25 protein-coding genes and 1 tRNA gene are annotated in these 26,658 nt (G+C 57.6%); 10 read left to right on the top strand and 16 right to left on the bottom strand.

What is annotated here, in order from left to right; genetic code table 11:
* Positions 1-151: 151 nt before the first annotated feature.
* Positions 152-1,078 (top strand): formate/nitrite transporter family protein, encoded by a 927-nt coding sequence (locus tag ACMGF9_RS06410; RefSeq protein WP_172574863.1) that lies wholly within the window; start codon positions 152-154, stop codon positions 1,076-1,078.
* 129 nt (positions 1,079-1,207) lie between these two features.
* Positions 1,208-1,282, top strand: a tRNA-Arg gene (locus ACMGF9_RS06405).
* 93 nt (positions 1,283-1,375) lie between these two features.
* Here the strand turns inward: ACMGF9_RS06405 and ACMGF9_RS06400 are convergent.
* From ACMGF9_RS06400 to ACMGF9_RS06385, 4 genes are all read right to left on the bottom strand, one after another.
* Entirely contained in the window at positions 1,376-2,650 is a 1,275-nt protein-coding gene (locus ACMGF9_RS06400; RefSeq protein ID WP_230199830.1) for a lactonase family protein, read from the bottom strand.
* 20 nt (positions 2,651-2,670) lie between these two features.
* Positions 2,671-3,471: a helix-turn-helix domain-containing protein gene (locus ACMGF9_RS06395; RefSeq protein ID WP_021505596.1), complete on the bottom strand. Its 801-nt coding sequence runs from the start codon at positions 3,469-3,471 to the stop codon at positions 2,671-2,673.
* A gap of 702 nt (positions 3,472-4,173) precedes the next feature.
* The gene (locus tag ACMGF9_RS06390) at positions 4,174-4,395 is read right to left on the bottom strand and encodes a hypothetical protein (RefSeq protein ID WP_004936288.1); all 222 of its coding nucleotides are present in this window, start codon (positions 4,393-4,395) and stop codon (positions 4,174-4,176) included.
* Between the two features lies 1 nt (position 4,396).
* Positions 4,397-5,368 carry a hypothetical protein gene (locus ACMGF9_RS06385; RefSeq protein ID WP_076740570.1) on the bottom strand — a complete coding sequence of 324 codons (972 nt, stop codon included), beginning with the start codon at positions 5,366-5,368 and terminating at the stop codon, positions 4,397-4,399.
* 227 nt (positions 5,369-5,595) lie between these two features.
* Here ACMGF9_RS06385 and ACMGF9_RS06380 point away from each other — a divergent pair, with 227 nt between their 5' ends.
* From ACMGF9_RS06380 to dsdC, 3 genes are all read left to right on the top strand, one after another.
* Positions 5,596-7,092, top strand: a complete 1,497-nt coding sequence (locus tag ACMGF9_RS06380; RefSeq protein ID WP_015378631.1) for a helix-turn-helix transcriptional regulator — start codon at positions 5,596-5,598, stop codon at positions 7,090-7,092.
* Between the two features lie 134 nt (positions 7,093-7,226).
* The gene (locus tag ACMGF9_RS06375; RefSeq protein ID WP_004936297.1) at positions 7,227-7,478 is read left to right on the top strand and encodes a CsbD family protein; all 252 of its coding nucleotides are present in this window, start codon (positions 7,227-7,229) and stop codon (positions 7,476-7,478) included.
* Positions 7,479-7,944: 466 nt separating this feature from the next.
* A complete protein-coding gene (gene dsdC, locus ACMGF9_RS06370) occupies positions 7,945-8,874 on the top strand; it encodes a DNA-binding transcriptional regulator DsdC (RefSeq protein WP_015378632.1) in 930 nt (309 codons plus the stop codon).
* Positions 8,875-8,885: 11 nt separating this feature from the next.
* On the opposite strand, the gene ACMGF9_RS06365 is transcribed toward dsdC, so the two are convergent.
* Genes ACMGF9_RS06365 through ACMGF9_RS06355 form a run of 3 tightly spaced genes read right to left on the bottom strand, consistent with a single transcriptional unit; the run spans position 8,886 to position 10,452 of the window.
* Positions 8,886-9,188 (bottom strand): hypothetical protein, encoded by a 303-nt coding sequence (locus ACMGF9_RS06365; protein WP_015378633.1) that lies wholly within the window; start codon positions 9,186-9,188, stop codon positions 8,886-8,888.
* Positions 9,189-9,191: 3 nt separating this feature from the next.
* Positions 9,192-10,115 carry a DMT family transporter gene (locus tag ACMGF9_RS06360; protein ID WP_031300558.1) on the bottom strand — a complete coding sequence of 308 codons (924 nt, stop codon included), beginning with the start codon at positions 10,113-10,115 and terminating at the stop codon, positions 9,192-9,194.
* A 46-nt stretch (positions 10,116-10,161) separates the two neighbouring features.
* Entirely contained in the window at positions 10,162-10,452 is a 291-nt protein-coding gene (locus ACMGF9_RS06355) for a hypothetical protein (protein ID WP_015378635.1), read from the bottom strand.
* Between the two features lie 397 nt (positions 10,453-10,849).
* On the opposite strand from ACMGF9_RS06355, the gene ACMGF9_RS06350 reads away from it, so the two are divergent.
* Positions 10,850-12,001 (top strand): porin, encoded by a 1,152-nt coding sequence (locus tag ACMGF9_RS06350; protein ID WP_015378636.1) that lies wholly within the window; start codon positions 10,850-10,852, stop codon positions 11,999-12,001.
* A gap of 57 nt (positions 12,002-12,058) precedes the next feature.
* Here ACMGF9_RS06350 and mltB read toward each other — a convergent pair whose 3' ends face one another.
* Positions 12,059-13,147, bottom strand: coding sequence for a lytic murein transglycosylase B (mltB, locus tag ACMGF9_RS06345; RefSeq protein ID WP_015378637.1), 1,089 nt, complete (start codon positions 13,145-13,147; stop codon positions 12,059-12,061).
* A gap of 285 nt (positions 13,148-13,432) precedes the next feature.
* On the opposite strand from mltB, the gene ACMGF9_RS06340 reads away from it, so the two are divergent.
* Positions 13,433-13,888 carry a DUF805 domain-containing protein gene (locus tag ACMGF9_RS06340; RefSeq protein WP_015378638.1) on the top strand — a complete coding sequence of 152 codons (456 nt, stop codon included), beginning with the start codon at positions 13,433-13,435 and terminating at the stop codon, positions 13,886-13,888.
* Here ACMGF9_RS06340 and pgaD read toward each other — a convergent pair.
* The 4 genes from pgaD to pgaA are packed head-to-tail and all read right to left on the bottom strand — an operon-like array spanning position 13,885 to position 20,126.
* A complete protein-coding gene (pgaD, locus tag ACMGF9_RS06335) occupies positions 13,885-14,325 on the bottom strand; it encodes a poly-beta-1,6-N-acetyl-D-glucosamine biosynthesis protein PgaD (protein WP_261438500.1) in 441 nt (146 codons plus the stop codon). The two genes, ACMGF9_RS06340 and pgaD, sit on opposite strands and share 4 nt — an antisense overlap.
* Positions 14,322-15,656 (bottom strand): poly-beta-1,6-N-acetyl-D-glucosamine synthase, encoded by a 1,335-nt coding sequence (gene pgaC / locus ACMGF9_RS06330; RefSeq protein ID WP_015378640.1) that lies wholly within the window; start codon positions 15,654-15,656, stop codon positions 14,322-14,324. The genes pgaD and pgaC overlap by 4 nt, the downstream gene beginning before the upstream one ends.
* Positions 15,653-17,659 carry a poly-beta-1,6-N-acetyl-D-glucosamine N-deacetylase PgaB gene (gene pgaB, locus ACMGF9_RS06325; protein ID WP_031300559.1) on the bottom strand — a complete coding sequence of 669 codons (2,007 nt, stop codon included), beginning with the start codon at positions 17,657-17,659 and terminating at the stop codon, positions 15,653-15,655. The genes pgaC and pgaB overlap by 4 nt, the downstream gene beginning before the upstream one ends.
* Positions 17,660-17,669: 10 nt before the next feature.
* Positions 17,670-20,126, bottom strand: a complete 2,457-nt coding sequence (gene pgaA / locus ACMGF9_RS06320) for a poly-beta-1,6 N-acetyl-D-glucosamine export porin PgaA (RefSeq protein ID WP_021505601.1) — start codon at positions 20,124-20,126, stop codon at positions 17,670-17,672.
* 580 nt (positions 20,127-20,706) lie between these two features.
* Between pgaA and ACMGF9_RS06315 the strand changes: the two genes are divergently transcribed.
* A complete protein-coding gene (locus tag ACMGF9_RS06315; RefSeq protein WP_004936322.1) occupies positions 20,707-21,144 on the top strand; it encodes a hypothetical protein in 438 nt (145 codons plus the stop codon).
* 274 nt (positions 21,145-21,418) lie between these two features.
* Here ACMGF9_RS06315 and ACMGF9_RS06310 read toward each other — a convergent pair whose 3' ends face one another.
* Positions 21,419-22,192 (bottom strand): CDP-diacylglycerol diphosphatase, encoded by a 774-nt coding sequence (locus ACMGF9_RS06310; RefSeq protein WP_031300561.1) that lies wholly within the window; start codon positions 22,190-22,192, stop codon positions 21,419-21,421.
* Positions 22,193-22,556: 364 nt separating this feature from the next.
* Here ACMGF9_RS06310 and ypdK point away from each other — a divergent pair, with 364 nt between their 5' ends.
* Complete coding sequence (gene ypdK / locus ACMGF9_RS06305) at positions 22,557-22,631, top strand: membrane protein YpdK (protein ID WP_099782600.1); 75 nt, start codon at positions 22,557-22,559, stop codon at positions 22,629-22,631.
* Between the two features lie 66 nt (positions 22,632-22,697).
* Here the strand turns inward: ypdK and ACMGF9_RS06300 are convergent, their stop codons facing one another.
* The 3 genes from ACMGF9_RS06300 to ACMGF9_RS06290 all read right to left on the bottom strand — a co-directional run bounded on the left by ACMGF9_RS06300 (position 22,698) and on the right by ACMGF9_RS06290 (position 25,221).
* Positions 22,698-23,222: a cytochrome b gene (locus ACMGF9_RS06300; RefSeq protein WP_015378645.1), complete on the bottom strand. Its 525-nt coding sequence runs from the start codon at positions 23,220-23,222 to the stop codon at positions 22,698-22,700.
* Between the two features lie 110 nt (positions 23,223-23,332).
* Positions 23,333-24,562 (bottom strand): alanine transaminase, encoded by a 1,230-nt coding sequence (alaC, locus tag ACMGF9_RS06295; RefSeq protein ID WP_004936329.1) that lies wholly within the window; start codon positions 24,560-24,562, stop codon positions 23,333-23,335.
* A 119-nt stretch (positions 24,563-24,681) separates the two neighbouring features.
* Complete coding sequence (locus tag ACMGF9_RS06290; RefSeq protein ID WP_015378646.1) at positions 24,682-25,221, bottom strand: GNAT family N-acetyltransferase; 540 nt, start codon at positions 25,219-25,221, stop codon at positions 24,682-24,684.
* Positions 25,222-25,389: 168 nt separating this feature from the next.
* Here ACMGF9_RS06290 and ACMGF9_RS06285 point away from each other — a divergent pair, with 168 nt between their 5' ends.
* Positions 25,390-26,634 carry a DUF1479 domain-containing protein gene (locus ACMGF9_RS06285; protein ID WP_021505603.1) on the top strand — a complete coding sequence of 415 codons (1,245 nt, stop codon included), beginning with the start codon at positions 25,390-25,392 and terminating at the stop codon, positions 26,632-26,634.
* The last annotated feature ends 24 nt before the right edge of the window (positions 26,635-26,658 follow it).

Genomic DNA, 26,658 nt, shown 5'->3' with positions numbered 1-26,658 from the left:
CGGGGGGCCAATATGGCGAGCAGGATCAAGAATGCGCGGAAAAAAGCGGCGGATTTTAACTCTTGTTACCTTTTTCTGTATTTCGCCGCATTTAGGCTGGGCAACTACGCTTAATGACGTGACCTCACCCTTATTGAGCAGGAGCGACAGCATGAACGAACAGCAACGCCAGGAGCACGAGCAGGATGAGACGATGCGGGTAGAGAGCGAAGAGCAGGAACAGGGCAAGCGCGAAATCGAAGTCAGGGAAGAAAATCTGCCGTCGCGCGCGGCGGCGGTGCATGAACAGATCCGGATGGAAGGCGAAAAAGAGCTGGAGCGCGACGGGCTGGCATTGCTGTGGTCGGCGATCGCCGCCGGGCTGTCGATGGGCGCCTCGCTGGCGGCGAAGGGCATTTTCCACGCCCGCCTGCCGGACGATCCCAGCCGTTTCTTCCTCGAGAACCTCGGCTACACCTTCGGTTTTATCATTGTCATCATGGCGCGCCAACAGCTGTTTACCGAAAATACCGTCACGGCGGTATTGCCAATCATGCATAAACCCACGCCGCGCAACCTGCTGATCCTGCTGCGTCTGTGGGGCGTGGTGCTGCTCGGCAACCTGATCGGCACCGGGCTGGCGGCGTTGGCGTTTACCCATATGCCGCTGTTCGACGCCGGGACGCGCGGCGCCTTCATCAGCCTGGGCGAAGAGGTGATGCGCCATACGCCGGGAGAAATGTTCGCCAACGGCATCCTGGCCGGCTGGATCATCGCCACCATGGTGTGGATGATCCCGGCCGCCGGTGCGGCGAAAATCTGGGTGATCGCGCTGATGACCTACCTGGTGGCGATTTGCGATTTGACCCATATCGTGGTCGGTTCGGTAGAGATCCTCTATCTGGTGTTCAACGGCGCGATTGGGTGGCAGGAATTCGTCTATCCGTTCGCCCTGCCGACGCTGGCGGGCAACATCATCGGCGGCACCTTTATCTTTGCGTTGATAAGCCATGCGCAGATCCGCAACGATTTGAGCGCCCAAAAACGGACGGAGCGGCAGCAAGAGGAAAAACGGCGCCACGGCGGGGAAAAACCGTGATCGCCGTCGGTCAGGCGAGGAAATTTCGGCGCTAACTGGCGAGGTATTGAGCAAACGCACCGCTAAGCGCTTATTCTGCGGGTAAAAAAAGGTATAATGCCCCGACAGCTTCGGTTGCCAGCCCGCAGCGTCCCCGTAGTTAAACGGATATAACAAGCCCCTCCTAAGGGCTAGTTACTGGTTCGATTCCAGTCGGGGACGCCATTATTTATTATCAAGCCATTCCCTATCATCGGCACCGGCAATCCCCCTTCTCCACGCCCCAGATCCGATTTCCCCCGCGCGTTATGATGGACGTTAATTGAAAAACTTAATATCCGTCGGCGTTGAGATCGTCGCCGCCTCGCCTCTGGCCTTCAACTCACCCGTCTCATCATCGAAATCGAACAGCGTAACGGTATTGGTGAACACATTCGTGACATAAAGATGGTTGCCGGTGGCATCGAAAGCGAGCGCACGCGGTTCAATGCCGCCAGCCTCATAGCGCGTCGTCTCCCCTGGCAGCCCATCCCCACCAATTTTTAATACCAGCAAATGGTTATCGGCACCGCGATTGGTGGCAATAAGATATCTGCCGCTCGGGCTGAGGATAATGGCTCCGCCGCTTTTCGCCTCCGCTGAATCCTGCCCGCCGTTCAGTTTCACTTTCCCTTGTTGCGTCAATCGATGGTCGCTGACGGTAAACACCTCGATTTCACCCGCCATTTCGGTGATGACATAGGCATACTCGCCTTTCGGCGAGAACACCATGTGCCTTGGGCCGGCGCCTGGCGCAAAGCTGACATCGCGCGATGCGTCCGCCTGCAGCGGCTGTGCGCTATCCGAGCGATAGCGATAGGCGTGCAGCTTGTCCCCGCCGAGATCCGCCGCATACAGATATTTACCATCGCGGCTGAAGGTGGTTGAGTGCGCATGGCCCCCTTCCTGACGCCCCTGCACGGCGCCAGAACCTGATATAAACGGATAATGCTGCACCTGTTCACCCAGTTTGCCGTCACTGCCAATTGGCAATACCGTCATCCCCGCGCCGCCTTTGGCGACGGAGTAGTTGGCGACAAACAGAAACTTGCCATCCGGACTGAGGGTGGCATGCGTCGGCTGCTGGCCCGCACTGCTCACCGTATTCAGCACCCGCACGCTGCCAGCTTCGTCTATTGCCAAGGCGGTCACCGTTCCCGCGTTCTCCTCATTGGTGGCATAGGCGAAACGGCCATCGCGAGATTTTACGATCCACGATGGGCTGTTCATTTTAACCACGTCGAGCAGCGTTAACGTGCCGTCGCCATTAACCGCCAGGCGATAGAGCCCTTCACTGGGTCTTGCCGGTTTCTGCACCGCAGGCGCATTCGGAATATGGGTCCAGGTACCGACTAACGCTATTTGCTGATGTTCCCGATTATTGGCCATCGCATTTCCTGAAAACATGAGAGAAATTAACACCGCAGTTAATTGAATGGCTTGCCGGCCTGAGCCGGCAACGATTGTTCGACCAAGTTCAGACAATATAGAAGGTAGCATAAAGCGAGCTGGATGGCGCTTATTAATCGAGTCGAGAGTTTTTTCTCTATTCATGATGTCTTCTTGCCTCATCACTATGTCACAGGAATAAGTATATCGACATTGACAACCTTGCCATTTAGATCCTCTTGCCTATATAACTCTATAAAAAAGCTCTCCCTCATTTTGACATTGATGGCAGGCAGATAAGCGTCATACATTACATCGAAAAAGTCAATATATTCTGAAAACTCCCCCGTAAAGGGGATGACAATATATTTACCCATAGGGATATAGAAGTTAAAGATGGAATGAAAAACCTCTTGCCCCTTGCTGTTGGAATGCCATTTATTACTCCTGTTCTTTTCCACATTACATCCCCCCCGCTGCTTGCTTAACCATTTTTCATTGGTCCGTGCAATGTCGCCGGTATCTCTGAATTTTCTTATAGAATGAAAAATCAGTGATTTGTAATGCTTTAACATCTCAATGTCATCCGGCATGACCGTGTGGTAGAAGTAGGGTTTCTTATCGTTGCCATACGGCGGGATCTGCGTGGAAAAATCCCATCCCCGGCTGTTTCTAAAGCTGTTGGGCGTTTCGCCAAAGAAACGTTTGAATGCCCGCGTGTAACATTGCTGAGAGGCAAACCCGGATGCCAGGGCGACATCCAATATGTTCCCTTGGTGCTGTTTGAGCAGAATAGCAGAGCGACTCAGTTTTCTATTCCTTATATAAGTCCCTAGCGTTATACCAAAATAATGCTTAAACAGCCGTTGCAAATGCCATTTAGAGTAACCTGAGATAATGGAAACCTTTTCAACTGTCAGCCCCTCGACAATATTCTTTTCCATATACTCCAACACCTGCAAAAGAATATCTTTTCTGTAATCCATTTGTGCTCCTTGCTTTTATAAGATTCGCGTCCTTTTTATTAAAATCGTTAACCAACCAAACCAAGTCATTAAGATTAATCCTAAAAAAAACCAGCCTGTCAATTCATTTTTTTCGGTATAGGAAAAACTATCGCATAAATAACTGAAAATGATCATGTTATATAAATCTCTCCGCAAGAAACCCATAAAACAAAATCAACTCGCGTAAAGTGCACTCATCAAAGATGCACTTGCCACACCAGGCAGAATCACACTTTTTGATAATTGTTTTACCTTAAAGTGTTTTTTACAGCCAGATTGCATGGCCGAATAGGAATTTCATCATCACAAATGAAAACGCATTTTACATGCCTGGCCCGCCGATAAAACGTACTGCGAAAGAGATATAAAGTATGACCGACAGTAAAAGAAGACGGGAGGGATAAGCTCAAGGCTGAACATCGGTCTCAATAATCTCGCGTCGCGATAGCGCGTTTCTTTTTTATCGTTCCTGCGCAGAGAAAACGGATATTTTAACAAACCTTGTTCGATGCCCTGTTTTACAAACCGCGCCCATTGGGAACCCTGCCTACTCCCATGAATCGCCCATCTCTCCCCCGGTAAAATGCCGAGCCGACTCGCCCGCGCCTTGTTGTCAGAACGGCCTGCGGCCGCAAACAAAAAGCCCAGCACGCGAGGCTGGGCTTTTCATTAACGGCCTGATTAATCAGCCAGGTTGTCGATCTCTGCGGACCTGTGCTTGCGCAACAGGTACAGCAGCAAAGATACCCGCCGCTCGGTGCGTTCCGGGGTATCCGGCGGCAGGTTGTAGCGCAGGGTATAACGCTCGTTGTTCTCGTTGCAGAAATCGATGACGAGCACGGGAGCAGAGGCCCCCGCTACTTTTCGATAATTCAGCGAGATGCACGACAGGTTTTTTTTCATCTCAACTTACCGCGACAGTGCGGCGGGTTGATTCGGCAATCCGCCCCACGCCGGCGCTCAACGCAGCGCCCAACAGCAGCACCAACAGCGAACCCCACGCGGCGCGAGACAGCTGTTTGGCCGCTTCATCAGCCGCTTCACGCGCTTTCTGCTCGGCCTCGGCCTTGAGTTTTTCCACCTTCTGCGCCGCCTGCTGGTAAGCCTGGGCGTAGTTATCGACGATTTGGCTCGCTTCATCGCGGCTCTTGCCGGTGCGTGCCGCAACGATATTCACCAGCGCGTCCTTATCGGCGGCGCTCAACGCCGGCTCACCGGACTGCTTGACGCGCTCGAACCACTGCTTAAGCTCGGTGGCGGACTGCGCCGGATCGGCCGCGGCATCCACGGCCGACTGTTTGCCGTCGGCGGCCGCCCGATTGGCTCTCTGCTCCAACCGAGCAGGATCCAGCTCCGGCTTACCGCTCTGCTTAAGGGTGGCGTTCAACTGATTTTCCAGGCTTCCCCAGTCAAGGCTGATGCCCTTTTTATCCAGCCGTTGCTTGAGGCCTTCGCCTACGTTTGGCGCTGCCGCCGCCAGGCCGCTGCCTGCCAGCGAAAGCCCTTTACCCACCGCGCTTCCCGCCAGCCCCACTACGCCGCTCGCCAATGAAACCATCAGCCAGGTGGTCAACAAGGTGGTGATCGCCCAGCTCAGCAAGCCATGCAAGCCGCCGCGATTCGGTGCGGAGCGGCCGGCGACGAACGCGCCTGCGGCCAGCGATGCCAACGTTGAAACCAGCAGCCAGATCCCGGTGCCGGTGCCAAAGCCGCTCAGCGGGTTGCCCTTTTGCATCATATCCACGGCCTGGGCACCAATAGCCGTGCCCAGCACGCTGAAGGTCAGATAAGTCACCAGCGCCACGGCACTCCCGGCCAATATCGAGCCCCATGACACCTGAAACGCTAAGCGATTTGATTCATAGACAGTGGTCATCGTTGTTCCTTATATTTTCTGGACAAGTGATTGCACGCACGGCGGGTAACCGCGCAGACAAATTCAGTCTGCCGCGCGGCGTCGTCGGCCGTCCCGGTTCATTTGCATCAGAATGCCTGGTGCATTTACACCCTGCGAATACGCACGTTATGCACTAAGCTGCTCAGCGAATAGCGTAACCCGCGGCCGCCTTAAGAGGCCGCCCCCTTCTGTCTAGCGGAGAACACATGAGCCAATCCGTTTTGGCCAGCGAAACCCACCGCGGCCACCTGCAGCAAATCATCTCCGGCTTGTCCGACGGCGTGATCCTGACGGATACCGATCAAACCTTGCTATGGGCCAACGAGGCCGCGTTGACCATGCATGGCGTGAGTCATCAGAAAGCTCTGGGGGCCAATGCCGGCGAGTACGCGGCGCGTTTTGCCCTGCGCTATCGCAACAATCATCCGCTGGTTTTGGAACAGTACCCGCTGAACCGGGTTGCCGAAGGCGAAACCTTCACCGATGTGGTGGTGGAGGTTCGGCAGGTCGACGATCCGGACAGCTTCTGGGTGCACCGCCTGCGGAGCCTGATTATCACCGATGCGCAGGGGCAACCGGAGCTGCTGGCACTGATCCTGAGCGACGCGACGGAGTGGGCCAGCGCCGAACAGCGCTTTGAAAAAACCTTCAACGCCAATCCGGCACCGGCAGTCATTTGTCGGCTAAGCGACCTGCGTTACGTCAAGGTCAACCAGGGGTTCCTTGATATGACCGGTTACCAACGTGAACAGGTCATGGGGCGTTCGGTTTATGAACTCGACGTTTTGGAACAGGCGGAGCACAAAGAACTGGCCGTTCAGCGCCTGGGGGAAGGCGCTACCATTCCGCAGATGGAGGCCGAGCTGAAGCTGCCCGGCGGCGGAAGCAAGCTGGTGGTGGTTGCCGGCCAACCCTTGGATATCAATGAAGACGACTGCATGCTATTCACGTTTACCGATCTCGAACCCCGGCGCCAGGCAGAATCGGCGCTGCGAGAAAGTGAAGAACGGTTTGCCAAGGCATTTCGCCTAAGCCCGGTGCCGACGTTGTTATGTACCGCGCACGAGCGGCGCGTGCTGGATGTCAACGAAGCCTTCACCCGCACCACCGAGTACGACGCCGAAGACTTGATCGGCAAGACGGTCGGAGAGATCCCGTTTATTGACGATCCGGAGGCGAACCGCCGTTTGTTTGCCGCCCTGGAAAAAAGCGGCAACGTCGAAGGGCTGGACATCCGGGTGCGCAAGAAAGGGAGCGAGTCGATTGACTGTGTGGCCTCGGCGGATGCCGTCAGCATCCACAATGCGCCCTGTTATCTGCTGGTGCTCATGGACATTACCGAACGCAAACGCTCGGAGCTGGAGCTGGTAAGCGCCATCGAAGAAGTGATGCAGGACGCCTCCTGGTTCAGCCAAACCCTGATCGAAAAATTGGCCAACGTGAAAAGCATCAATCGGCCCGACCAGGCTGGATTTACCGCCAGCGATCTCACGCCGCGCGAGCGCGATGTGCTGGAATTGATTTGCGAGGGGCTGCCGGACAAGAAAATCGCGGCGCGTCTCAATCTGGCGCTCAACACCATCCGCAACCATGTCGCGACGGTCTATTCCAAACTCGGCGTGCATAGCCGCAGCGAAGCCATCGTCTGGGCCAGAGAACGCGGGCTGTTTACCGGTGGGCTGGCCTTCAGGAATGGCAAGTAGCCTGCAAATGCACTACCCAAACCGATGCAAACGCCCCTTATAGGCCAAAAGTGAAGTGCATAACATGGCGGTGCAAATGCAGGCTTCCGTCCTGTGCGGAAGCCAAACGGATCGAACCTTAGGAGCGCATCACAATGAACAGCGAAAAAGCCAATGGCATGATGGAAAAAGTGGCGGGCAAGGCGCAGGAAATCGCGGGCGACGTCACCGGCAACGAACGTTTGCAGGCCGAAGGCGCCGCGCGCCAGGCAGCGGGCGTGCTGCAAGAAAAATACGGCGATGCCCTGAGCTGCGCCGGCAACATGATGAAGAAAAACCCCCTCGCCGCATTGGCCCTCATTGCCGGCGCAGGCCTGTTGACCGGCCTGCTGCTGCGCCGCCGTTGATGCGCGCCGGCGAACAAACCGCTTTTCCCTGAATGCCGCGCCCGGTGGGTAGCCACCGGGCGCGGTTCTATCGGCCTGAGGGACGCAGTATTATCGATTGATGCCTCCGCTCGTTTGCCGCTGGAATTAACGCGTATTCTGTGTCGCCATGCGACGAATTATTGCGGTGAAACCGCTATATCCCGCAGGGAACATGAGCCTTTATCGTTCAGGCTGCCGCACACCGTCTTTACTCGCTGCTTATACGGCACGTCTTTTTATTATATTCGTCCTATTGCAGATTATCATCACCCTCTCACTCAACGCGCCCACCACCTGTTATTTCCGGTTGTTATGCAAGCCAGTTAATTCCCCTGCAACATAACGATATTTCTCAGCGTAAAAACTGAATATATCAATCAGCCTGGGTTTATCCTCCGCGCCATTAAATGTTAATATTGCCGGATTATGCGCATGGAGAAATAGCATGTTCCCCAGTAAAAAACATTCGCAGCGGGCGACCCCGCTGACCAGCTATCAATTTTCCCGGCTGCATACTTTCGAATGCGTCGCCCGTCATTTATCTTTTGCGCTGGCGGCGCAAGAATTGTCGATCACCCCCAGCGCCGTGAGCCACCGCATTAATTTGCTCGAAAAGGAATTGGGTTTTCTGCTATTCCAACGCTTTCATCGCCGGATTACGCTGACGCCGGAGGGCGAACGCATGCAATGGGCGCTGGACAGTTCCTTCAACACCTTGAATCAAGAAATTCTGGACATCAAAAATCGCGAGTTGACGGGGACCTTGACCCTCTACTCGCACCCATCCCTGGTGCAATGTCTGCTGCTGCCGCGCATCGGCGACTTTATCGCCCAGCACCCCACCATTCACCTCAATATTCTGACCGGGCAGGAAATCATCAACCTGGCCAACCGCGGCGTGGATCTGGCGATGTACTTCGGCAAACTGCCCTCGGGGCGGCATCTGGACGAAGCCTTTATGCAGGAATCAATGGTGCCGATCTGCACGCCGCAGTACGCCGCCACGCATAACCTGTACGATGCGCCGGAAAACCTGGCCCTCTGCACGCTGCTGCACGATCGCTACAACTCCGGCGAAGATGAGTGGCAAACCTGGTCGCAACACTTTGCGCTGGGGCTGGATACCGACAGTAAAAGCATGGAGTTCGACCGTTCCGATCTTGCCGTGCTGGCCGCGACGCGACACCTTGGCGTCGCCATGGGGCGGCTCAATCTGGTGCAGGACTGGATCAAAAGCGGCGAACTGATCATTCCGTTCACCGACATGACCGTGCCCTGCGAGCACTGCTATTTTACCTCGACCATCTCCGAGCGGCAGTGGCCGAAGATCCTCGCGTTTAAGCAGTGGATCATGAAAATCTCCCCTCTGGTCTGATGGCCAGAGGATTATCGCCATACTTTGGGGGAATAAGAAAAATGCAGCGCGCAGGCGTAGAGCCGGCCGGCCTTTGAATAAGAGATATTTTTGCGGTTTTTATCCCAGGTCAGCAGAGAATTATTGGCAAAATAATAAACCTCCAATTGCATCCCATTAGCCAACCTCGACCAACCTCGGCTTCTTATCACGGTAAAATCACCGTTATCGCTGAGCGTAATCAGCGGCACGCCCCAGGCATAGCGGGATATTTGCAGCTGAATAATGAATTGGCTTTCGCAGCTTATTTGGTAGTTCTGTACATCAACATCCATAATTTATATTTTTGGTGCCACCCTTCGGTCAACATAAATAAGATATGAACAACTCACTACGACTAACCCCAGTACGATCAACACAGCACCCAATACAAATTCAATTTGCAACGGTTCGCCGAGAATGACGGCCCCCGCCAGGATGCCGAATACCGGCGTCATAAAGGTGAGAATGCCCAGCGAGGAAGCCTGATAACGGCGCAACAATGAAAACCAGATCAGGTAGCTGAAAAACGACACGATCACCGTTTGGAACAACAGGCTGCTCCACGCCACGGGGCTCAGGACGACGTGCAAATTGTCCGTAGCCAGCGCCAGCAGCGACAGCAGCACACAGGCGCCCGTCAACTGGAACAGCAGCGTCTGTTTGGCCGGGCACTCCGCCAGGCGCGTGGTACGGATCACCAGGGTAGAACCGCCCCAGGCGATCCCCGCCAGCAGGCCATAGAAATCGCCTTTCAGCCGATCGGCCCCGCCGCTGCCCTCGGCCATGCCCGATATGGCCAGCACCACACCGCCAAAGGCGATGAGCATGCCCAGCCACTGCACCGGCGACAGACGCTCCTGACGATTCAGGAAATGCAGGCCAAGGGCAGAAAACAGCGGCGCGGTGTACAAAAACACCGCCATATGCGAGGCGCTGGTATAGCGCAGCCCTTCGGAGACAAAAAAGAACTCCAGCGCGAACAATGCCCCTACGCTCAGACCGGCGCTCAGCGTGGCGCGATCCCAGGTGAAACACTCGCCGCGGCAACGCGCCAACAGGTATACCCCCAGCGCGGCGAGACCCGAACGAATGGCAATTTGCAGCACCGCCGACACATCCGCCTCGGCAGCCTTGATCGCCACCTGCTGCATTCCCCAGATGGCGCAAAGCATCACCATGGCGGCGGCAGCTCTGCCGTCAATACCGATTCTTGCATTCATAATAGGGTTCTCGTCGCCGTTGAAATAATAACAGGCTGCCGTCGCGTTATTCTTTATACACCACGATTTCCTGATAAAGTTTAATAACCTCGCCGTCGCTGTCGACGGAGTCGGTATATTCAGTTTGCTGCGCTAAATGAATCACCTTCCATCCTTTGCGCGCCAGTTCCGGGATCGTCAGGCGCCCCACGCCGCGGCAGGAAAACAGGGTGTCGTCAGACAACCTGAGCTTACTAACCTCTGCATAATCATAAGCTTGAGAATGACAAACGTGCGATTCCGCCGCCATCGCCGGTAATGAAAACAGCCCCACCAACAACATTAACAGATTCCTCATGGCGACCTCCCAATCGCTTATTCCTGCCGACCGATTACGCAGAAAGCGGCTAACGTTAATACGGCGGTGACAGGCTTTAATTAATTATCTCTTGCACGGATAAAATTACAGGCTGACGCCGATGACTGACAAATGAAAAATATAAACCTTGGCGTTAGATGAATTCATCCGAATCGAAAGGCATGAAAAGCGGCCCTTTTCACCGCACGAAATGGTCAAAAACCGGCCAATAATTAGCAAGAAAAGTAATTATTTATTTTACCGTTTATGTTACAAATGCCGCCCGCCGCTAAAACACCAAAAAAACCGTCAAAATGCGTGAAAACGCAACGTTCTGCGCAAAACATCGGCATGGCGGCGCTGATGGGGGCGGTCATACATAAAACAGGGATAACACATGGCAATGAAATTGCGCGTATTGACTCAAGCGGTGGCGCTGGGTCTGGCGATCGGCAGCGCGTCGTTCGCCGCTCAGGCGGAAATCACCCTGCTGAAGCAGGATCCGCAGGCTGGCGATCCGCTCAGCCGCCTGAACTTCACCGTTGGCGGCAGTATCCGTCCGCAGTTCAACAACATGACGGGCGACGGTGACAAGGGCTCCTACAAGCGTAACGGCTTCGACGGCGGCACCCGCTTCCGTTTCGCGGCGGACTACTACCTGTTCGACGATATCAGCTGGATCAGCTACTACGAGCTGGGCGTGAACATTCCGGCGCTGTTCGACTGGGATCACCACTATGCCGACGGCGCGAGAAACACCAGCCGCCGCATGCTGTACACCGGCCTGAAAAGCAACACCTGGGGCCAGATGACCTTCGGTCAACAGAACAGCGTTTATTATGACGTGGTGGGTGCCAAAACCGATATCTGGGACTACGACATGCTGGCCCAGGCACCGGGCAACGGCATCAACGGTGACTACGACGGCTCTTACCGCTCACGCAAAATGCTGAAGTACAAGAACCGCTTCGGCGATGCGGACGTTTACGCTTCGTACCTGTTCAGCGACAGCGACTATCTGCCGGGCAACGGCCTGCGCTACAAGCGCAAAGGCGGCGGCTCACTGGGCGTGGATTACCACATTACGCCGGATTTGACCTGGGGCACCGCCTGGAACTACACCCGCGCCGAAATGCGCAATCCGTCCACCAGCGGCAGCAAGAGCTATGACCAGAACATTTTCGGTACCGCCATCAGTTGGAAACCGGACAACTGGACCCTCACCTTCGGCGGCGGTTACTACAACGACTTCCTGACCACCAAGAAAGCCGACATCAATAATTACTTCGCCGGCGACGCATGGGGTATCGAATACCTGGCCGGTTATACCGTGCCGGTTGGCCAGTACGCGGTGAAATCGGTGATGCCGTACTTCATGGGCGACCGCCTGGAATACATCACCGGCCGCAACTACCAGCGCATCGACAACGGCCTCGGGGTTACCGTGCAGTTTGACTACGGTTTCCGCGTTGACGTGGAGCACGTGCTGACATCGAGCACCGACAACCTCGGCGATATGACCGTGGTGCGCCTGCGCTACGATTTCTGATTGCTCAGAACGCAAAAAAGGCCGCGCAAGCGGCCTTTTTCGTTTATTGACGCAGCGTCAGAAGCCGCCGCGCGCCGAGCGCCCGACCGCCTCGCCCAGCTGCCATACCGCCATGGCGTAATGGGTGCTGTGGTTATAGCGGGTGATGACGTAGAAGTTCGGCAGGCCATACCAATACTGGTAGCCGGTGCCGATGTCCAGCCGCAGCAGGCTGGCTTCCTGATTATCGCCGAGCGAGCCCTGCGGGCTTAGGCCGGCTTCCGCCAGCGCGGCAACCGAGTAGCGCGTCTTGAAGCCGTTTTCCAGCCCCGGTGCCTGGCCGTTGGCCTGAATGGCGACCGGTTCGCCTTTGGACCAGCCGTGCGCCTTGAAGTAATTGGCCACGCTGCCGATGGCATCGACCGGATCCCACAGGTTGATATGCCCATCGCCGTTGAAGTCGACCGCATAGCTTTTGAAGGAAGAAGGCATGAACTGCCCATAGCCCATCGCGCCGGCAAAGGAGCCGCGCAGTTCGAGCGGATCGTCGCCTTCGGTGCGCGACATCAGCAGGAAGGTTTCCAGCTCACCGGCGAAGTAATCGGCGCGGCGCGGGTAGTTGAAGGCCAACGTCGCCAGCGCGTCGATAATGCGGGTTTTACCCATTACGCGGCCCCAGCGGGTCTCCACGCCGATAATCCCCACGATGATCTCCGGCGGCACGCCGTACACCTGCCAGGCACGCTGCAGCGCATCCTGATATTGATTCCAGAACACCACGCCGTTTTGCACGTTATCCGGGGTGATGAACTTGTTGCGGTAGCGCAGCCAGGAGCCATTCGGCCCGGTTGGCCCCTGGGTAGACGGCGTCGGCGCCTGCCTGTCCATCAGCCGCAGCACCGAATCCAAACGCCGTGCCTGCGCCAGCACGTCGTGCAGCTGCTGCCGATCAAAGCCGTGTTCCTGCACCATCTTATCGATAAAGCGCGCGGTATTCGGGTTATTGGCGAAATCCCCCCCCAGCGGCGCGCCGCTGTGCGCCGGGCTCAGCAAAAAGCCGCCCTTTACCGGGGTGCTCTGCGGCGTAGCGGTGGTACTGGGTTTCGGCGTGCTGCTACAGGCAGCAAGCAAGGTAATCAGCGGTAAAAGCGCAACCAGGTGACGCATCGGATATCCATATAGCCATGCAAGAGATAAGTGGGAGTTATGTTAATGCATTGTTCAACGCGAACAAACAGGATTATGCCGCCAATTACCGCGCCAGGTAGCCAAACGTGCCAAATTGTGACGTTTTGCACGGTGAAGGGACGCCCGATGCGGCCGCGTGGAATCTCAACCGCAACTAAATGAGAAAAATTATCACCTTGACGCCCGCATTTACCCCGATAAAATGCCCGGCTGCTTGCCATCCGGCCACCGCCGGGCGGTCAATGATTATGACAACGGATTGTGATGGACTCTCTCGGACAACTCGCCAAAGACCTTTATCGTGGGCGCATCTCGCGCAAACCCTTTGTTTTTTCGCTGGCGATCTTCGCCGTTGGCATCGTGCTACTGTCGTTTCTGTCGACCTATCTGGATAAAAACCATTTTCGCGCCCATGCGCACGGCGATACCGAGGAATTCGTCTCGGTGCTGCTGTATCTGCTGTGCATCATGGTGTGGGCGCTGTTCTGTTTTGGCCTGGTGGCGTGGTTTATGGCCAAAACCGCGTTTCGGCTCAACGATATCGGCCTGCCCGGATGGGCGCTGGCCGTGGCGTGCTATGTGTGTTCGGTGCTGAACAATTACTCTCCCGGCCCGGTGGCGCGCTGGCTGCCGCTGTTCAGTCTGGCGGGGATGATCTGCGCCCTGCTGTTGCCGCCCGACGGGCTGCGCCGCAAGCCGGACGGCAACGCTGACGATTAACGCAGCTGCACCACCTTGTTCGCTGCCGGTTCGGCCGCCGTCAGCCTGCCGCTAACCTGGCTGATACCGCCGCCGCTGTTGTGGGACACTACGGCGATCGGCAAACGCCGCAACTGCCGGGTCAGCTCCGGCGTGATATAGCCGATGTGGGTGTTCTGTTGCTGTTTCCGCCAGCGGTCGGCCGCCCTGCGACGGGAGAAATACTGGTTGTATTTGGCCCAGGCGATCAGAGTGACGGCATTGAACAACGCCACAATGATATACAGCGAGATCACTTCCAGCAGCGACAGGGCGGAGCCCACCCCGTGCTGATCCATCACCGACATCAGGCCGCAGCTGAACAGATAAAGAAAGCCGCACCAGGCGAAAAGCGTCAGCAGGCTGTCTACCACGCGCGGCAGCAGGCCGCGCTCGGAATAAATCAGGACGTCCGTCATTCTTTGATCCTCCCAATGCCCCGGTCGGGGCTTATCCAGCGCGCACGCCCGCGCCGAGCTTTCAACATCACTTTGGAAAACGCCACCAGCGTGGTCAGCAAGCTGAGCAGCCAATACACCAGCGGATACCAGATGATCCAGAACAACGAACGGCCAAAGCCCTTCTCATAGCGCTTCTCCAGCAGCAGACTGACGGTGAACTGCAGCAAGCACACCACGCCCAGCACCAGGCCGGTAAACGCCGGCGTCAGCAGCGAGTGAATGCGGATGCCCTCCGGCAGCGGTATCGCCAGTCCAACCAGAAAAATCAGCACGCTGACCAGGTAAGTGAACGCCCACAGCGTGGAGAGGCAATACTCGGCGAACAGCAGCCACATATGCCGGTGCTCCCAGGCCCACAGGTTGCGCAGATTCTTTAAAAACACCTCGGCGCCGCCCTGCGCCCAGCGCAGGCGCTGCTTCCATAGCCCGCGCAAGGTCTCCGGCATCAGGATCCAGCACAGCGCTCGCGGTTCGAAGAAGATAGCCCAGTGCTTCAGCTGCAGCTTCCAGCTGATGTCGATGTCTTCGGTGATCATGTCCTGACTCCAGTAACCGACATCGGTAAGCGCTTGCTTACGAAACGCCGCGACCACGCCGGAGATGGTGAACAGGCGGCCATAAACGCGCTGCGTGCGCTTGATAAGGCCGATGATCGACGAAAACTCACCGACCTGGATGCGGCCGATCAGCGTGGAGCGCGTGCGGATGCGCGGATTGCCGGTCACCGCGCCGACATGCGGATTGGCCAACAGCGGCGCCACCAAATAGGCTGCCGCATCGCGATCCAGCAGCGCATCGCCGTCGATGCACACCAGATACTCGCTGCGCGCCGCCGCTGCGCCCGCCTGCAGTGCAATCGCCTTGCCCTGATTTTGCGCCAGATGGATCACTCGCAGCCGGGGGAACTCCAGCGTCAACTGGTCCAACACCTCGGCGGTGTCATCGCTGGAGCCGTCGTTGATGGCGATCACTTCGATATTGTCATAGCGCTGCGCCATCGCCGCCGAAATGGTTTCACGCGCGTTCAACCCTTCGTTGAAACAGGGGATCAGCACGCTGATCGACGGGTTGCCCGGCAGCGCCGGCGCGGGCATGTCCGGGCTCCAGCGCCAATGCCGCTCGCGATGCAGCCAGAAATAGATGCCGCCGGCGATCCAGATGCCGGACATGAACAACGGCCAGAAGAACACGAAGTTGAGCAGCATTTCGCCGGTAAACAGCAGGACGATGCCGAAAGGCACGCTCAACACCAGACACAGGATAAATAAGGCAATTAAACGATCTGTCATGGCAGTGGGAACCAGGCTGAGGACAACACCGGGCGAACGGCGTCCAGCTTAGGCCGATCGTCGAGGAAGTTGTCGGGGTAATAACCAAAGCTCTGAGCGCCATTGCGCTGCAGGCGACGCATCCATTCGGCCAGCAGTTGACCGTCATCCAGGCTGATTCGGCGCTCCTTGCGCCAGTCGACAGCCTGCAACTCAAACACCGTTTTATCGAGCGCGCCGGGGTAAGCGGCCACTTTGCCCACCAGTTGATCCAGCCAGCGGCCGCTGTCGGCGCGCGGCACGTTTTCCATCAGCGGCATCGCCATCGGCGCTACCCAGTCGTAGGCCTGCAGGAAATCCGCTAAATTCTGGCCGAACCAGGCTTCACTGGCGGGATCGAGTACCGGCATCGCATAAATATTGCGCGCGGTTTGCACCTGCGGACCGCGGATCGCCCGCACCCGTTCGGCCAGCGACTGGGTAAAGTCGATCAGCGCCCGGCTCTTGAAGCGCGTCCAGCGCGCCATCGCCTGCGGATCCTGACGAATCGCCGCCACCGAATCGGCGAAACCGGCCTGGCGATAGGCCGCAACGGCGTCGGGGCCGGCATCTTCGAAGTCCGACAGCAGCGCATCGTCGTGGAACAGGATCCCTTTGAAAGTGGCGTGGGCCGCCAGATCCTCGTAGATCTCACCGATGCGCTGGCGCGCCACCGGACTGAACGGCGACAGGCGACGATACTGCTTGTCGTCTACCGACAGCTGCCCGCTTTGCGGATCGAGGCGCTGCACGCGCGGCACGTCAGACCCCAGCTCGAACGCCAGCACCGGCATCCAGGCATACACGGCCACGCCGGTGCGCGACGAGAGCTGCCAGGAGACCCGGTTGAACAGGTCGGCCTTCATCGGCAGCCAGCGGTTGGGGAAATAGAGCTCGCGCACGTTGCCGTCGCCTTTTGGATCGGCGAACGCCTGCAGGAAAACGGTATTGATGCGCAGGTCGTAGATGCGCTGGATCAGCTTGTCGAGATTTTTGGCCTGCTGCTGCGGATCGGGATCGTAGAGGTAGTCGAGATCGACGTGCGCCACCCGCATGATCTGTCGGTTCTGTATCTGCGTCAGCTGCTGGGCGAAGCTCGTCAGCGACGGATTGCCGGCCACCAGCATGCGCGGCACGTTCTCAGGCGCGTTGACGTCTCCCAGCCCGTTCTCCAGCGTCAGCGCCATGCGGTAACCGTGCTTGCGCGCGATATCCAGCGCCACGCCGCCGGCCGCACCGTACGGCCAGACCCACACGCGCGGCGCCTTACCGGTGGCAGCGGTGATGCGCCGGGTGATCAACGCCACGTCCTTCTCGATGCGTTGGCGGTATTCCGTCTCGCTTTCATAGCGGCCCTGCTTGGCGTCGTACAGCCGATTGGCGACCGCCGGTTCGGTATTGCCCTGCGGGTTGGCGATGCCGCCATAATGCGAGGCGTAGGTATGCGCGCCGATCTCCACCAGCCCGGAGTCCGACACTTCCCGCACCTGCTGCCAGGTGAGGAAGCGATCGCGCGGCGTCATCAGGCCGCCGAAATCGACCGGCTTGTCGGCCGGCGCATCCAGCCAAACGCCGACCGGCGCCAGCACCGCCGGCCAGTTGTAGGCCTTCAGCAACGGGAATACCCGGCTGTAGAAGCTGCGGTAGCCGTCGTCGAAAGTCAGCAGCACCGCCTTGTTAGGCAACGCCGGGCCGCCGTTCTGCGCCTGCAGGATCTGTTCGACCGAAACCGGCTGATAGCCGTTTTGCTTCAGCCAGGCGAACTGTTCGTTAAGCGCGCTGGTGCGCACCGACATGTAGCGCTGGTCCGCCGCGCCGTCTTCCACGTCGTGATACGCCAGCACCGCGTAGCGGTTGGCCGGCCACGGGCGTTCCATTGGCCCCACGGTTCGCTCCGCCGGCGGCGTGAAGCGCGGTACGTCCGCCTGACTGCAGGCGGTGGTCAGCAACGCGGCCAGCACTAAAAGCGAGGATCGAATAAGCATGATGATTCCTTTAAAAACGATAATTCAGATCAAACGTCACGCCGATGTTCCGCTCGCGTTTGCCGTCGTACGGATGCTTCTCAAACTGCAGCATCACGCCGGCGTCCAGCACTCCGTTCCAGCTGACGCGCTGGCCGTAACCCAGCTGGGTGATCGGCTTGCGCGCATAGTCCCGCTGCCAATAGCTGCCGGCGCCGGCCTGGAACTGCTGGCTCCACTCGGTCTGATAATGGCGATACAGGGTGTGATCGAGCGTTAACGACGGCAGCAGCGTGAAGTCGCGCTTCGGGTTGTAATACGGCACGTTCTCCTGGCTGTTGCGGCTGCCGGACAGCGTCAGGTTCATGTCCAGCCGATAACGGGCGCCGGCGAGCAGCCGTTGCCGCCCTTCCAGGCCGTATTCCAGCCGGTTGTTGCCGTCCGAGAAGTGCGAAGGCGCCACGCTGGCGCGCAGCTCGCGGCTTTCGTTCTGCTGCCAACGCAGCCACAGGTTGCCGCCGTTGGCGCTGATGCCGTTGGTCAACGCGCGCAGCGGCGTCTCGGCCGACAGGCGCGCCACCGAACCGCCGAGGCGCCATTGATCATTCAGGTCATACCAGGATGAGAGGCGCAGGCCGAGCTCATTGCCGTGGCCGTAGTTGCGGTTGGCCACCTCGGCCTCCAGCCACAGATCGCGCGAGCGCCACTCGGCACCGGCGCTGAGATCGCGGTTGATGCCCTTGCCCTCGTCGAACTGGCCGGTGTTGAATCCCCAGCCGGTGAACAGCCGCCAGTTGTCGTCGATCGGCGGTGAATAGAGCGCGGCGTGTATGCCGAAATCGTGGCTGCCGCTGACCGGCCCGTCGGAATCGATGCCCTGATTGCCGCTGATGCGCAGTTCAGACATATGGTGAATGCGGCGCGAACGTTCAAACTGCTGAGCGGCGACGCTTTCCGGCGCGCGCTGGATGACGTCGTCGGCCAGCAAATCCAGTTGGCGCCACTCCTGCAACCCCTGCGCGACATAGCCCTGCTGGATCTCCAACGGCAGGCTGCGCGGCTCCAGCCCTTCCACCTGTTTCAACTCCTCCTCGGCGCGACGCGGCCAGCCGCGCGCCAAATAAACGCTGGCCAAGGAGATGCGCAGACCCTGATTGCCCGGCGCCGTGCGCGCCAGATGGGTCAGCTGCCGTTCGGCCTCGGCCAGATCGCGTTGATAAACCCGCGACTGCGCCAGCAGCGATTGGCCGACCAGCCAATCATCGTTGTAGGCCAGCGTCGGCAGCTGGTACAGGCGGGTCGCGTAGGGATAGCGCTGGCTGACGCGCTGCGCCAGCAGCGCCGCCTGATCGATGCGTTCGTTCTCCGCCTGCGCGTAAAACAGATCGGTTTCGTCTTCGGCGGTCACCGCCTGCGGTGCGGCGGCGTTCAGGCGGCCGAAAATGGCCTGCGCCTTGTCCGGCTGCTGCAGATAGAGGTAGGCGGACGCCGCCCAGCGCTGGGCATAATCCGGCACCGTGCGCCCTTCCGCCTGCAGGGTTTGATACTCGCTCACCACGTCGGCCATTCGATAACGCGCCAGCAGCGCGCCAAGGCGATCGATACGCGCCTGTTGGTAGCTGTCCTGCGCCTCCGGCAGCGGCCGCCACTGCGTCAGCAGTTGGTCATAGCGCGCCAGCGCGCGATCGGCGATGACGAAACGTTCCTGTTCGCCGCGAGCATCGATAAACGACAACCGCACCAGCTCGGCGGCTTCATCCGCCTGCAGGCGCCGCTGCTGCACGGGCGGCAATGTCAGCCCCTGGCTTTCACGCAGCGCCGGATCCGCAACCCGATTCGCCGCCAGCAGCGTCACGTAATAAGCCTGAATTCCGGTGTCGGACGGCGCCAGCGCGCGGGCATGAGTGGCGTTTTCCAGCGCCGCCCAGCTGCGGCCGGCGGCCTGGTCCACATAGGCGCGCGTCAGATACCACGTCGCCGGCTCCAGCAGCTTCTCCGCTTTGGCCGCCTCCGTTTGCGCCTGCGCATCCTGCCCGGTATCCGCCAGCGTCATCACATAGCCACGCTGTAAGCCGCCGTCGGCGGGAGCGAGCTGCAACGCCGTACGCCACAGTCGCAGCGATGGTTGCCACTGCTTCAGGTTGCGATAGGCGCGAGCCGCCGTCGCCAGACTGGCGCTATCCCGCTGCAGCGCGGCGCCGTCGGCACGCCAAAGCGCGACTACCTCTTCATCGTGGCCGGCCCACCCGGCCACCTGGATATAATCGGCTCGCTGCTGCAGGCTCAACCCCTCCTGAGCGCGCCGCTGCGATAAATACGCCAGCACCGGCGCAGTATCGCCCGATCTGGCCTGACGGATCAGCGCGTCATAGCGTTCATCCGCCAGCGCGGTGGCCGGCAGGGATAAACCGATAAACAGCAATGACGCCGCATATTTGGTGGCGTGGCGTTCGGTAAAGCGTAATGAACGCGAGTTAACTTTAGGCACGAGGTATTCCTTTAATCCGTGAGCTGCTGTCCTGGCAAAGTAGAAATGCGAGCAGGCACCCGAAAAGTCGGCTAGAGCCGCCGGGTAATAAGCATGGAGTAATGAATATTTCTGTCTGGCGCACGCTTAAATAGAATCGAATGCGCCTTTGCCTAAAAAGAGTATTTTATAAATCTGCCAATGAATACCGCAGCCAGGTGATATCTGCCTGAAACTGGAATTTCACAATTATCAATAAGTGAAATAACAAAAATTAAAACAATATAAATCAATAAGATAAAACACATTAATGATCAATATTCTTAATTTCACTCTTTCGTGTGAAATTGTATAAAACCGGTGTGATATTTGATTTTAATTCTCATTATCACCGGTCGACAGGAATATTAATCCAAACATCCAATTAAATAACCTGCCTTGTTGGAGAAAATAACAAGATTATTGTTAACACGAACATTAAATTTGCCTGCTAATAATTATTCAATTCAATTTAAATTCCCCCACGGATACATTCATGCTGGCTATCTCCCGAGCATGCCGTCACAATAGCGCCTCATTCTGGTTTCAATCAGGGATTGCCATGTACAGCCACTACCCCGCCCATTACACCTTCGATAGCGACAGCGACGCCTGGCAGATCGGTTTCCACGACTTCCCCGAGTGGCAATCTGCCTGCTATAAACGCGAAGACATCGAGCTGGAAGCGCAGGAAAGCCTGCTGGCCGCCATCGCCGCCGCGATGGATGAAGGGCTGCCCCTGCCCGCCCCTTCTCCTTCGCAAACCGATGACTTGAGGGTACATCTGCCGGCGCTGGTGGCGCTGAAGATCGAACTGCACAACGCGATGCTGCGCAAAAACACCGGTAAAGCGGCGCTGGCGCGCAAGCTGGGTTTCAACGGCGGGCAAATGGAGCGGTTGCTGGATATCGGCTACGCTTCAAAAGTGGAAGCGCTGGAGCAGGCGTTGTATCTGCTGGGCTACGAAGTGCGCGTGACGATAAGTGAAGTTTGCCAATAAGTTAGCGGCAGGTAAGCGAAATATTATCCAAGGGGGCTAAATTTCCCCCGTTTTGCGCCGATATGATGGCTACCTAATCACTTGTCGCAACAACGAAGGCTAAAAATGGAGTGGAGTCGCCGTCATATTTGGGCCGTTATTCTGCTGTCTTGTCTCGTTTTTTGGGTCATTTTGGCGACCGGCATCAACGCCGTCGCCTGAGCGCCTGCCACCGTATTGCAATACCCGATTTTAAAGCCCGCCACACGGCGGGCTTTCTGTTCACGACGTATCGCTAACTGGAATGCGTGGTAAAGTTCTTACAAGAAAAATCAAGCAAATTCTCAGTGTGCCCCGTATTGTTTTTCATCGCCCCTTCCTCGTCAGCCAATAAAATAAACCCTTGTTGTTTATCTTCAAAAGTAACGGGGACGACCGCCACACCAAACTTTCTCATATCCGCGTTTTTTTTAATCAGATCATGACCTATATTGATAAATGGAAACACACCGTCCAAATCCGCTTGCCTTATTCGCATACCTAAATAATGTTGCCCAACCAAGTTGTCTTTCAACGGTGTCCATTCATCCCCAATATTAGGTAGCTGGCGGTCTATACTGCGTCTGACATGCGGTTTCAAGCATGAAATGTGAATGTGCAATTGCCCTTGAGTACGGCCTCGCTGCGAGTTTATTGTTAAAGCATAAGCTTCTCGTGGCAATGAAGAGCCATAAACCTCTTCCAGAACATGTCGATTCTGCCAAGCCAACGCAAAATAATTTGGCGTATCAGCTAATAACAGTTCCGGACTTTCGACTCCCGCCATTTTCAACGTTGGCACGAGCAAATAATGATAGCGGCTTTCAAGATCGCGTACGATGGCATAGCCACGAGCGACACCTTCATCCATTGAAACTTTATCGCAGGGAAATGGTGTTCCTAAATATTGATAGTTAAACACACATAGATTATTCACTACGCGCCACAAAGCATTACTGGCAAAAGCAGACGGCGGGGTCGCTATCAAAAAAAGCACCGATGCTTTAAAAAAAAACTTTAATAACAACAAATTAAAAATCCTTTTCGATTGTAGCCAGCCTACGTTACAACGCTATCCTAGCGTCGAAACTTACTATAGGTAAACATAAATAAAAAGCGTTATAAAACAGTGCACCCTGTTTAAAAAATAGCCTAAAATTGTGATCAAAAACACAGTATTGAAATCAGACCAGTATTGAGAGTACATTAGCGCCGATCCTGTCGCGGTTCGGATTTTACCTCACGGAGCATGAGGCGCGACAACCGGACAACCCGCGCTCGAGGACGTTGTTCTTCCGCTTGGAAGAATCCGCCCGACAAGCAGGTTGCCCATAAAATACTCAGCACAACAATCGGGATCATTGCTGGCGAGGACTCCAGACAGGAGTTGTTCAGTGAAATATTTTTTGATGGGCGTGTCATTCATGCTGGTTGCCTGGGTTGGCACCTTCATGTTGATGGTTGCCTGACAGCAGCCACACCAGGAACACAGACAAAGGGACGCGCAAGCGTCCCTTTGTCGTTTCGGCTAGCGCTCATTTGCCCGGCATCATGCGGCGCAGGGTGTCGTCCTTGCGCAGGTAGTGGTGATACAGCGCCGCCAGCGCATGCGCGCCAATGATAAAGTAGCCAACGTTTGCCAGCGTCTCATGCACCGTTTTGACCAGCTTACGCATCACCGGATCCGGCGTCACCCACTGCGGCATCGGCCAGCCCAGCAAAGACCACGATTTCCCACCGTAGGCCAGGGTTAACATGCCCAGCAGCGGCAACATCAGGAAGACCACGTACAGCAGCCAATGGAAAATCTTCGCGCCTACCTCCTGCCACTCCTCCAGCGGAGGCGTGGTTGGCGGCGCAGCGTGGAAAGAGCGCACCGCCAACCGAATCAGCATCAGGGCAAAGACCGATACCCCAAAGTTGAAATGCAGATTTTTGACCATCGGCGCCCACGCCTCCGGCACCGAATCTTTCAGCAACATCGCCGCATAGGTGAGGATCACCATCAGCAGCGTCAGCCAATGTAAAACGATTTGCGATCGCGCGTAGCGGTTGCTCATACACTCTGTCCAAAAAATAAAATTCAGCGTAGTTGAGCATAATGGGGAAATAATGAAGAAAACCTTGGGACGGAAAAAATAAGGCCGGGCGAACGCCCGGCCTGACAGGGTTATTTGGCGCTGCCGGCTTTACCCGGCTTCAGCAGCCCGTCCGCGCGGAACATCGCCTTGATGCCGCGCACCGCCTGGCGGATACGATCCTGATTCTCGATTAGCGCGAAGCGCACGTGGGTATCGCCGTAGTCGCCGAAGCCGATGCCCGGCGAGACGCAGACCTTGGCTTCCGCCAGCAGGCGCTTGGCGAACTCCAGCGAACCGAGGTGGGCATAAGGCTCGGGGATTTTCGCCCACACGTACATAGACGCCTTCGGGTTTTCCACCATCCAGCCGGCCTCGTGCAGCCCCTTCACCAGCACGTTGCGGCGCTGCCGATACTGCTCGGCGATATCGCGCACGCACTGCTGATCGCCTTCCAGCGCGGCGATGGCCGCCACCTGCAGCGGCGTGAAGGTGCCGTAGTCGTGATAACTTTTGATGCGCGCCAGCGCGCTGACCAGCTCAGGGTTGCCGACCATGAAACCGATGCGCCAGCCGGCCATGTTGTAGCTTTTCGACAGGGTGAAGAACTCCACCGCAATGTCTTTCGCCCCCGGCACCTGCATGATCGACGGCGCTTTCCAGCCGTCATAAACGATGTCGGCATAGGCCAGGTCGTGGATCACCAGCACGTTGTACTGTTTGGCCAGCGCCACCACCCGCTCGAAGAAATCCAGCTCCACGCACTGCGCAGTCGGGTTGGACGGGAAGCCGAGGATCATCATTTTCGGGCGCGGAATGGTTTCCCGAATGGCGCGCTCCAGTTCACTGAAGAAATCCACGCCGTCCACCAGCGGCACCGAACGCACCTGGGCGCCGGCGATCACCGCGCCGTAAATGTGGATCGGGTAACTGGGGTTCGGCACCAGCACGGTATCGCCGTGATCGAGGGTCGCCAGCATCAGGTGTGCCAGCCCCTCTTTCGAACCGATGGTGACGATGGCTTCGCTTTCCGGATCGATATCCACCTGATAACGATCGGCATACCAGCGCGAAATGGCGCGGCGCAGGCGCGGAATGCCGCGCGAGGTGGAATAACCGTGGGTGTCGTCGCGCTGGGCGACGGCGCACAGTTTTTCCACGATGTGCGGCGGCGTCGGGCCGTCGGGGTTCCCCATGCTGAAATCGATAATATCCTCACCGCGACGGCGTGCGGCCATCTTCAGTTCGGCGGTGATGTTGAATACGTAAGGGGGAAGACGTTCAATGCGCGTAAAACGGCGCTGTGGACTGTTATCAGCCATAGGGGATTCCTCGATAAACGTTAGCGCCCGGACCGTCCGAGCGACGCTGGCCAGCGAACTGACCGAATATCGAACATAGCGCAGCGCCGGCGAGCTTGTCGATACCCGGCGCGATATTTTTATTTGCCGCCCTGAAACTCCGCCGCCAACAGCCCGAACAGCCAGTCGTCGCGCCACTCTCCCGCCAGGCGGAAATTATCGCGCAGCGTGCCTTCCAGCTGAAAACCACACGACTCCAGCAGGCCGCGCGAGGCGAGGTTGCCGGAGGTCACGGTAGCGGTCAGCTTGTGAAAACCGCAGGCGTTCACCGCAAAATCCAGCACCGCCCGCAGCGACTCCTTACCATAGCCCTTGCCCTGGCCGGAGGGCAAACTGCCATATCCCACCTCCGCCTGCCGATACGGCAGCCACTGCGGGCGAAAGCCGGTAATGCCCACCGCCTCCCCGCTGTGCTTCTCACGCATCACCAGACACAGCCACTGATCGCCGTGTTTGTCCCAGGCCGGCAGCCGCGCGTCGAAACGCTCGCGGATCGCCGCTTCGCTGAGCGGATCGGCGATATAGCGGATCACCTCAGGATCCTGGTAAAGGCGCAGAAACAGCGGCCAGTCCTCGGCAGTTATCGACTGTAAGTACAAGCGTTCAGTGACCAGCTTCATAAAATCTCCGAAAAACGAAAAAGAGGAACTTACGAATGAAAGATATCTCTTTATTTTCCCCGATTGGTTGCCGATAATCATTCACGTTAAAACCACAAAACCATAACGTCTTGCCCGATTCCCTACAACCGTCCGCCGCAGTGACTCACGCGGCACCAGGAGAACACCATGGCCTCTTTAGTCATCGATGATATTCCGCAGACGATCGTTAACGTCAAGCGCCAGCTGCGCCAGGCCTTGCCGAACTACCGCGAAGTTTTTCTGGCGCTGGAGGAGAACATCCGCGGCCAGGTCGACCAGATCCGCCGCGAACTGGCCGCCGGCCATAATCCGGTGCCGCAGATCGACGCGGAAGATATCCTGCAGCAGCGCGTCAGCGATCAACAGATAGCGCTGATCAAACAGCGCGGCGCCTGCGCCATTCGCGGCGTGTTTCCCCGCGCCAAGGCCGAAGGCTGGAACCGGGAAATCGGCGACTATCTCGAGCGCAACAACTTCGTCGAGCGGTTGAAAAACGCCGCCGAAGACAACTATTTCGGCAAGCTGGCCGCCAGCAAGCCACAGATTTATGGCATCTATTGGTCAAAGCCGCAGGTCGAAGCGCGGCAGGATGCGCGCATGCATGCGGTGCAGGTGTTCCTCAACGGCCTGTGGGCCACCGAAAGCAACGGCAAGCAGCATTTCGATCCGACCCGCATCGCCACCTACGCCGATCGCACTCGCCGCCGCCCGCCGAACTCCTCGTCGCTGGGCCTGTCGCCGCACGTCGACAGCGGCACCATCGAGCGCTGGCTGGACGAGAATTTCCGCTATGTGTATCGCCACGTGTTCTCCGGCGACTGGCAGCAGTACGATCCCTTTGCCGCCGACGGCCGCACCGAAGTGCGCGAAATAGCCTCCCCGGCAGTCTGCTCGATGTTCCGCACCTTCCAGGGCTGGACGGCGCTGACGCCGCAACGCACCAACGCCGGCACGCTGAACCTGGTGCCGATCGCCAACGCCATGGCCTATGTGCTGCTGCGCGCGCTGCAGGACGACGTCGCCGACGACGATCTATGCGATGCGGCGCCGGGCCGCGCGCTGTCGATCTCGGAAAAATGGCATCCCCTTTTATTAAGTGGGATTTCCCCTATTCCCGATCTGGAGCCGGGCGACACGGTATTTTGGCATTGCGACGTGATCCACGCGGTGGAGAACGAGCATAACGGCGAGTTCGACAGCAACGTGATGTACATCGCCGCCGCGCCGGGCTGCGCGAAAAACGACGCCTACCTGCAGCGCCAACTGCCGAGCTTTATCGACGGCAGAACACCGCCGGACTTCGCTCCCGACGACTTCGAAGTGGATTTTGACGGCCGCGCCACCGCCGATCTGCTGACGCCGCTGGGCAAAGCGCAGCTCGGCATGCGCTGACCGCCGGCCTGAGCCACGGGCCTT

This window comes from Serratia sp. BNK-23, from assembly GCF_047456145.1.
Lineage (GTDB): Bacteria > Pseudomonadota > Gammaproteobacteria > Enterobacterales > Enterobacteriaceae > Serratia > Serratia nematodiphila.
The sequence above is the reverse complement of the archived record's forward strand: the minus strand, read 5'-3'. Positions and strand labels throughout refer to the sequence as shown.

Bases quoted from the DNA above. Each gene is read 5' to 3' on its own strand.
- ACMGF9_RS06410 (WP_172574863.1), top strand. From the start codon at position 152: ATGAACGAACAGCAACGCCAGGAGCACGAGCAGGATGAGACGATGCGG.
- ACMGF9_RS06400 (WP_230199830.1), bottom strand. From the start codon at position 2,650: ATGAATAGAGAAAAAACTCTCGACTCGATTAATAAGCGCCATCCAGCT.
- ACMGF9_RS06395 (WP_021505596.1), bottom strand. From the start codon at position 3,471: ATGGATTACAGAAAAGATATTCTTTTGCAGGTGTTGGAGTATATGGAA.
- ACMGF9_RS06390 (WP_004936288.1), bottom strand. From the start codon at position 4,395: ATGAAAAAAAACCTGTCGTGCATCTCGCTGAATTATCGAAAAGTAGCG.
- ACMGF9_RS06385 (WP_076740570.1), bottom strand. From the start codon at position 5,368: ATGACCACTGTCTATGAATCAAATCGCTTAGCGTTTCAGGTGTCATGG.
- ACMGF9_RS06380 (WP_015378631.1), top strand. From the start codon at position 5,596: ATGAGCCAATCCGTTTTGGCCAGCGAAACCCACCGCGGCCACCTGCAG.
- ACMGF9_RS06375 (WP_004936297.1), top strand. From the start codon at position 7,227: ATGAACAGCGAAAAAGCCAATGGCATGATGGAAAAAGTGGCGGGCAAG.
- dsdC (WP_015378632.1), top strand. From the start codon at position 7,945: ATGTTCCCCAGTAAAAAACATTCGCAGCGGGCGACCCCGCTGACCAGC.
- ACMGF9_RS06365 (WP_015378633.1), bottom strand. From the start codon at position 9,188: ATGGATGTTGATGTACAGAACTACCAAATAAGCTGCGAAAGCCAATTC.
- ACMGF9_RS06360 (WP_031300558.1), bottom strand. From the start codon at position 10,115: ATGAATGCAAGAATCGGTATTGACGGCAGAGCTGCCGCCGCCATGGTG.
- ACMGF9_RS06355 (WP_015378635.1), bottom strand. From the start codon at position 10,452: ATGAGGAATCTGTTAATGTTGTTGGTGGGGCTGTTTTCATTACCGGCG.
- ACMGF9_RS06350 (WP_015378636.1), top strand. From the start codon at position 10,850: ATGGCAATGAAATTGCGCGTATTGACTCAAGCGGTGGCGCTGGGTCTG.
- mltB (WP_015378637.1), bottom strand. From the start codon at position 13,147: ATGCGTCACCTGGTTGCGCTTTTACCGCTGATTACCTTGCTTGCTGCC.
- ACMGF9_RS06340 (WP_015378638.1), top strand. From the start codon at position 13,433: ATGGACTCTCTCGGACAACTCGCCAAAGACCTTTATCGTGGGCGCATC.
- pgaD (WP_261438500.1), bottom strand. From the start codon at position 14,325: ATGACGGACGTCCTGATTTATTCCGAGCGCGGCCTGCTGCCGCGCGTG.
- pgaC (WP_015378640.1), bottom strand. From the start codon at position 15,656: ATGACAGATCGTTTAATTGCCTTATTTATCCTGTGTCTGGTGTTGAGC.
- pgaB (WP_031300559.1), bottom strand. From the start codon at position 17,659: ATGCTTATTCGATCCTCGCTTTTAGTGCTGGCCGCGTTGCTGACCACC.
- ACMGF9_RS06315 (WP_004936322.1), top strand. From the start codon at position 20,707: ATGTACAGCCACTACCCCGCCCATTACACCTTCGATAGCGACAGCGAC.
- ACMGF9_RS06300 (WP_015378645.1), bottom strand. From the start codon at position 23,222: ATGAGCAACCGCTACGCGCGATCGCAAATCGTTTTACATTGGCTGACG.
- alaC (WP_004936329.1), bottom strand. From the start codon at position 24,562: ATGGCTGATAACAGTCCACAGCGCCGTTTTACGCGCATTGAACGTCTT.
- ACMGF9_RS06290 (WP_015378646.1), bottom strand. From the start codon at position 25,221: ATGAAGCTGGTCACTGAACGCTTGTACTTACAGTCGATAACTGCCGAG.
- ACMGF9_RS06285 (WP_021505603.1), top strand. From the start codon at position 25,390: ATGGCCTCTTTAGTCATCGATGATATTCCGCAGACGATCGTTAACGTC.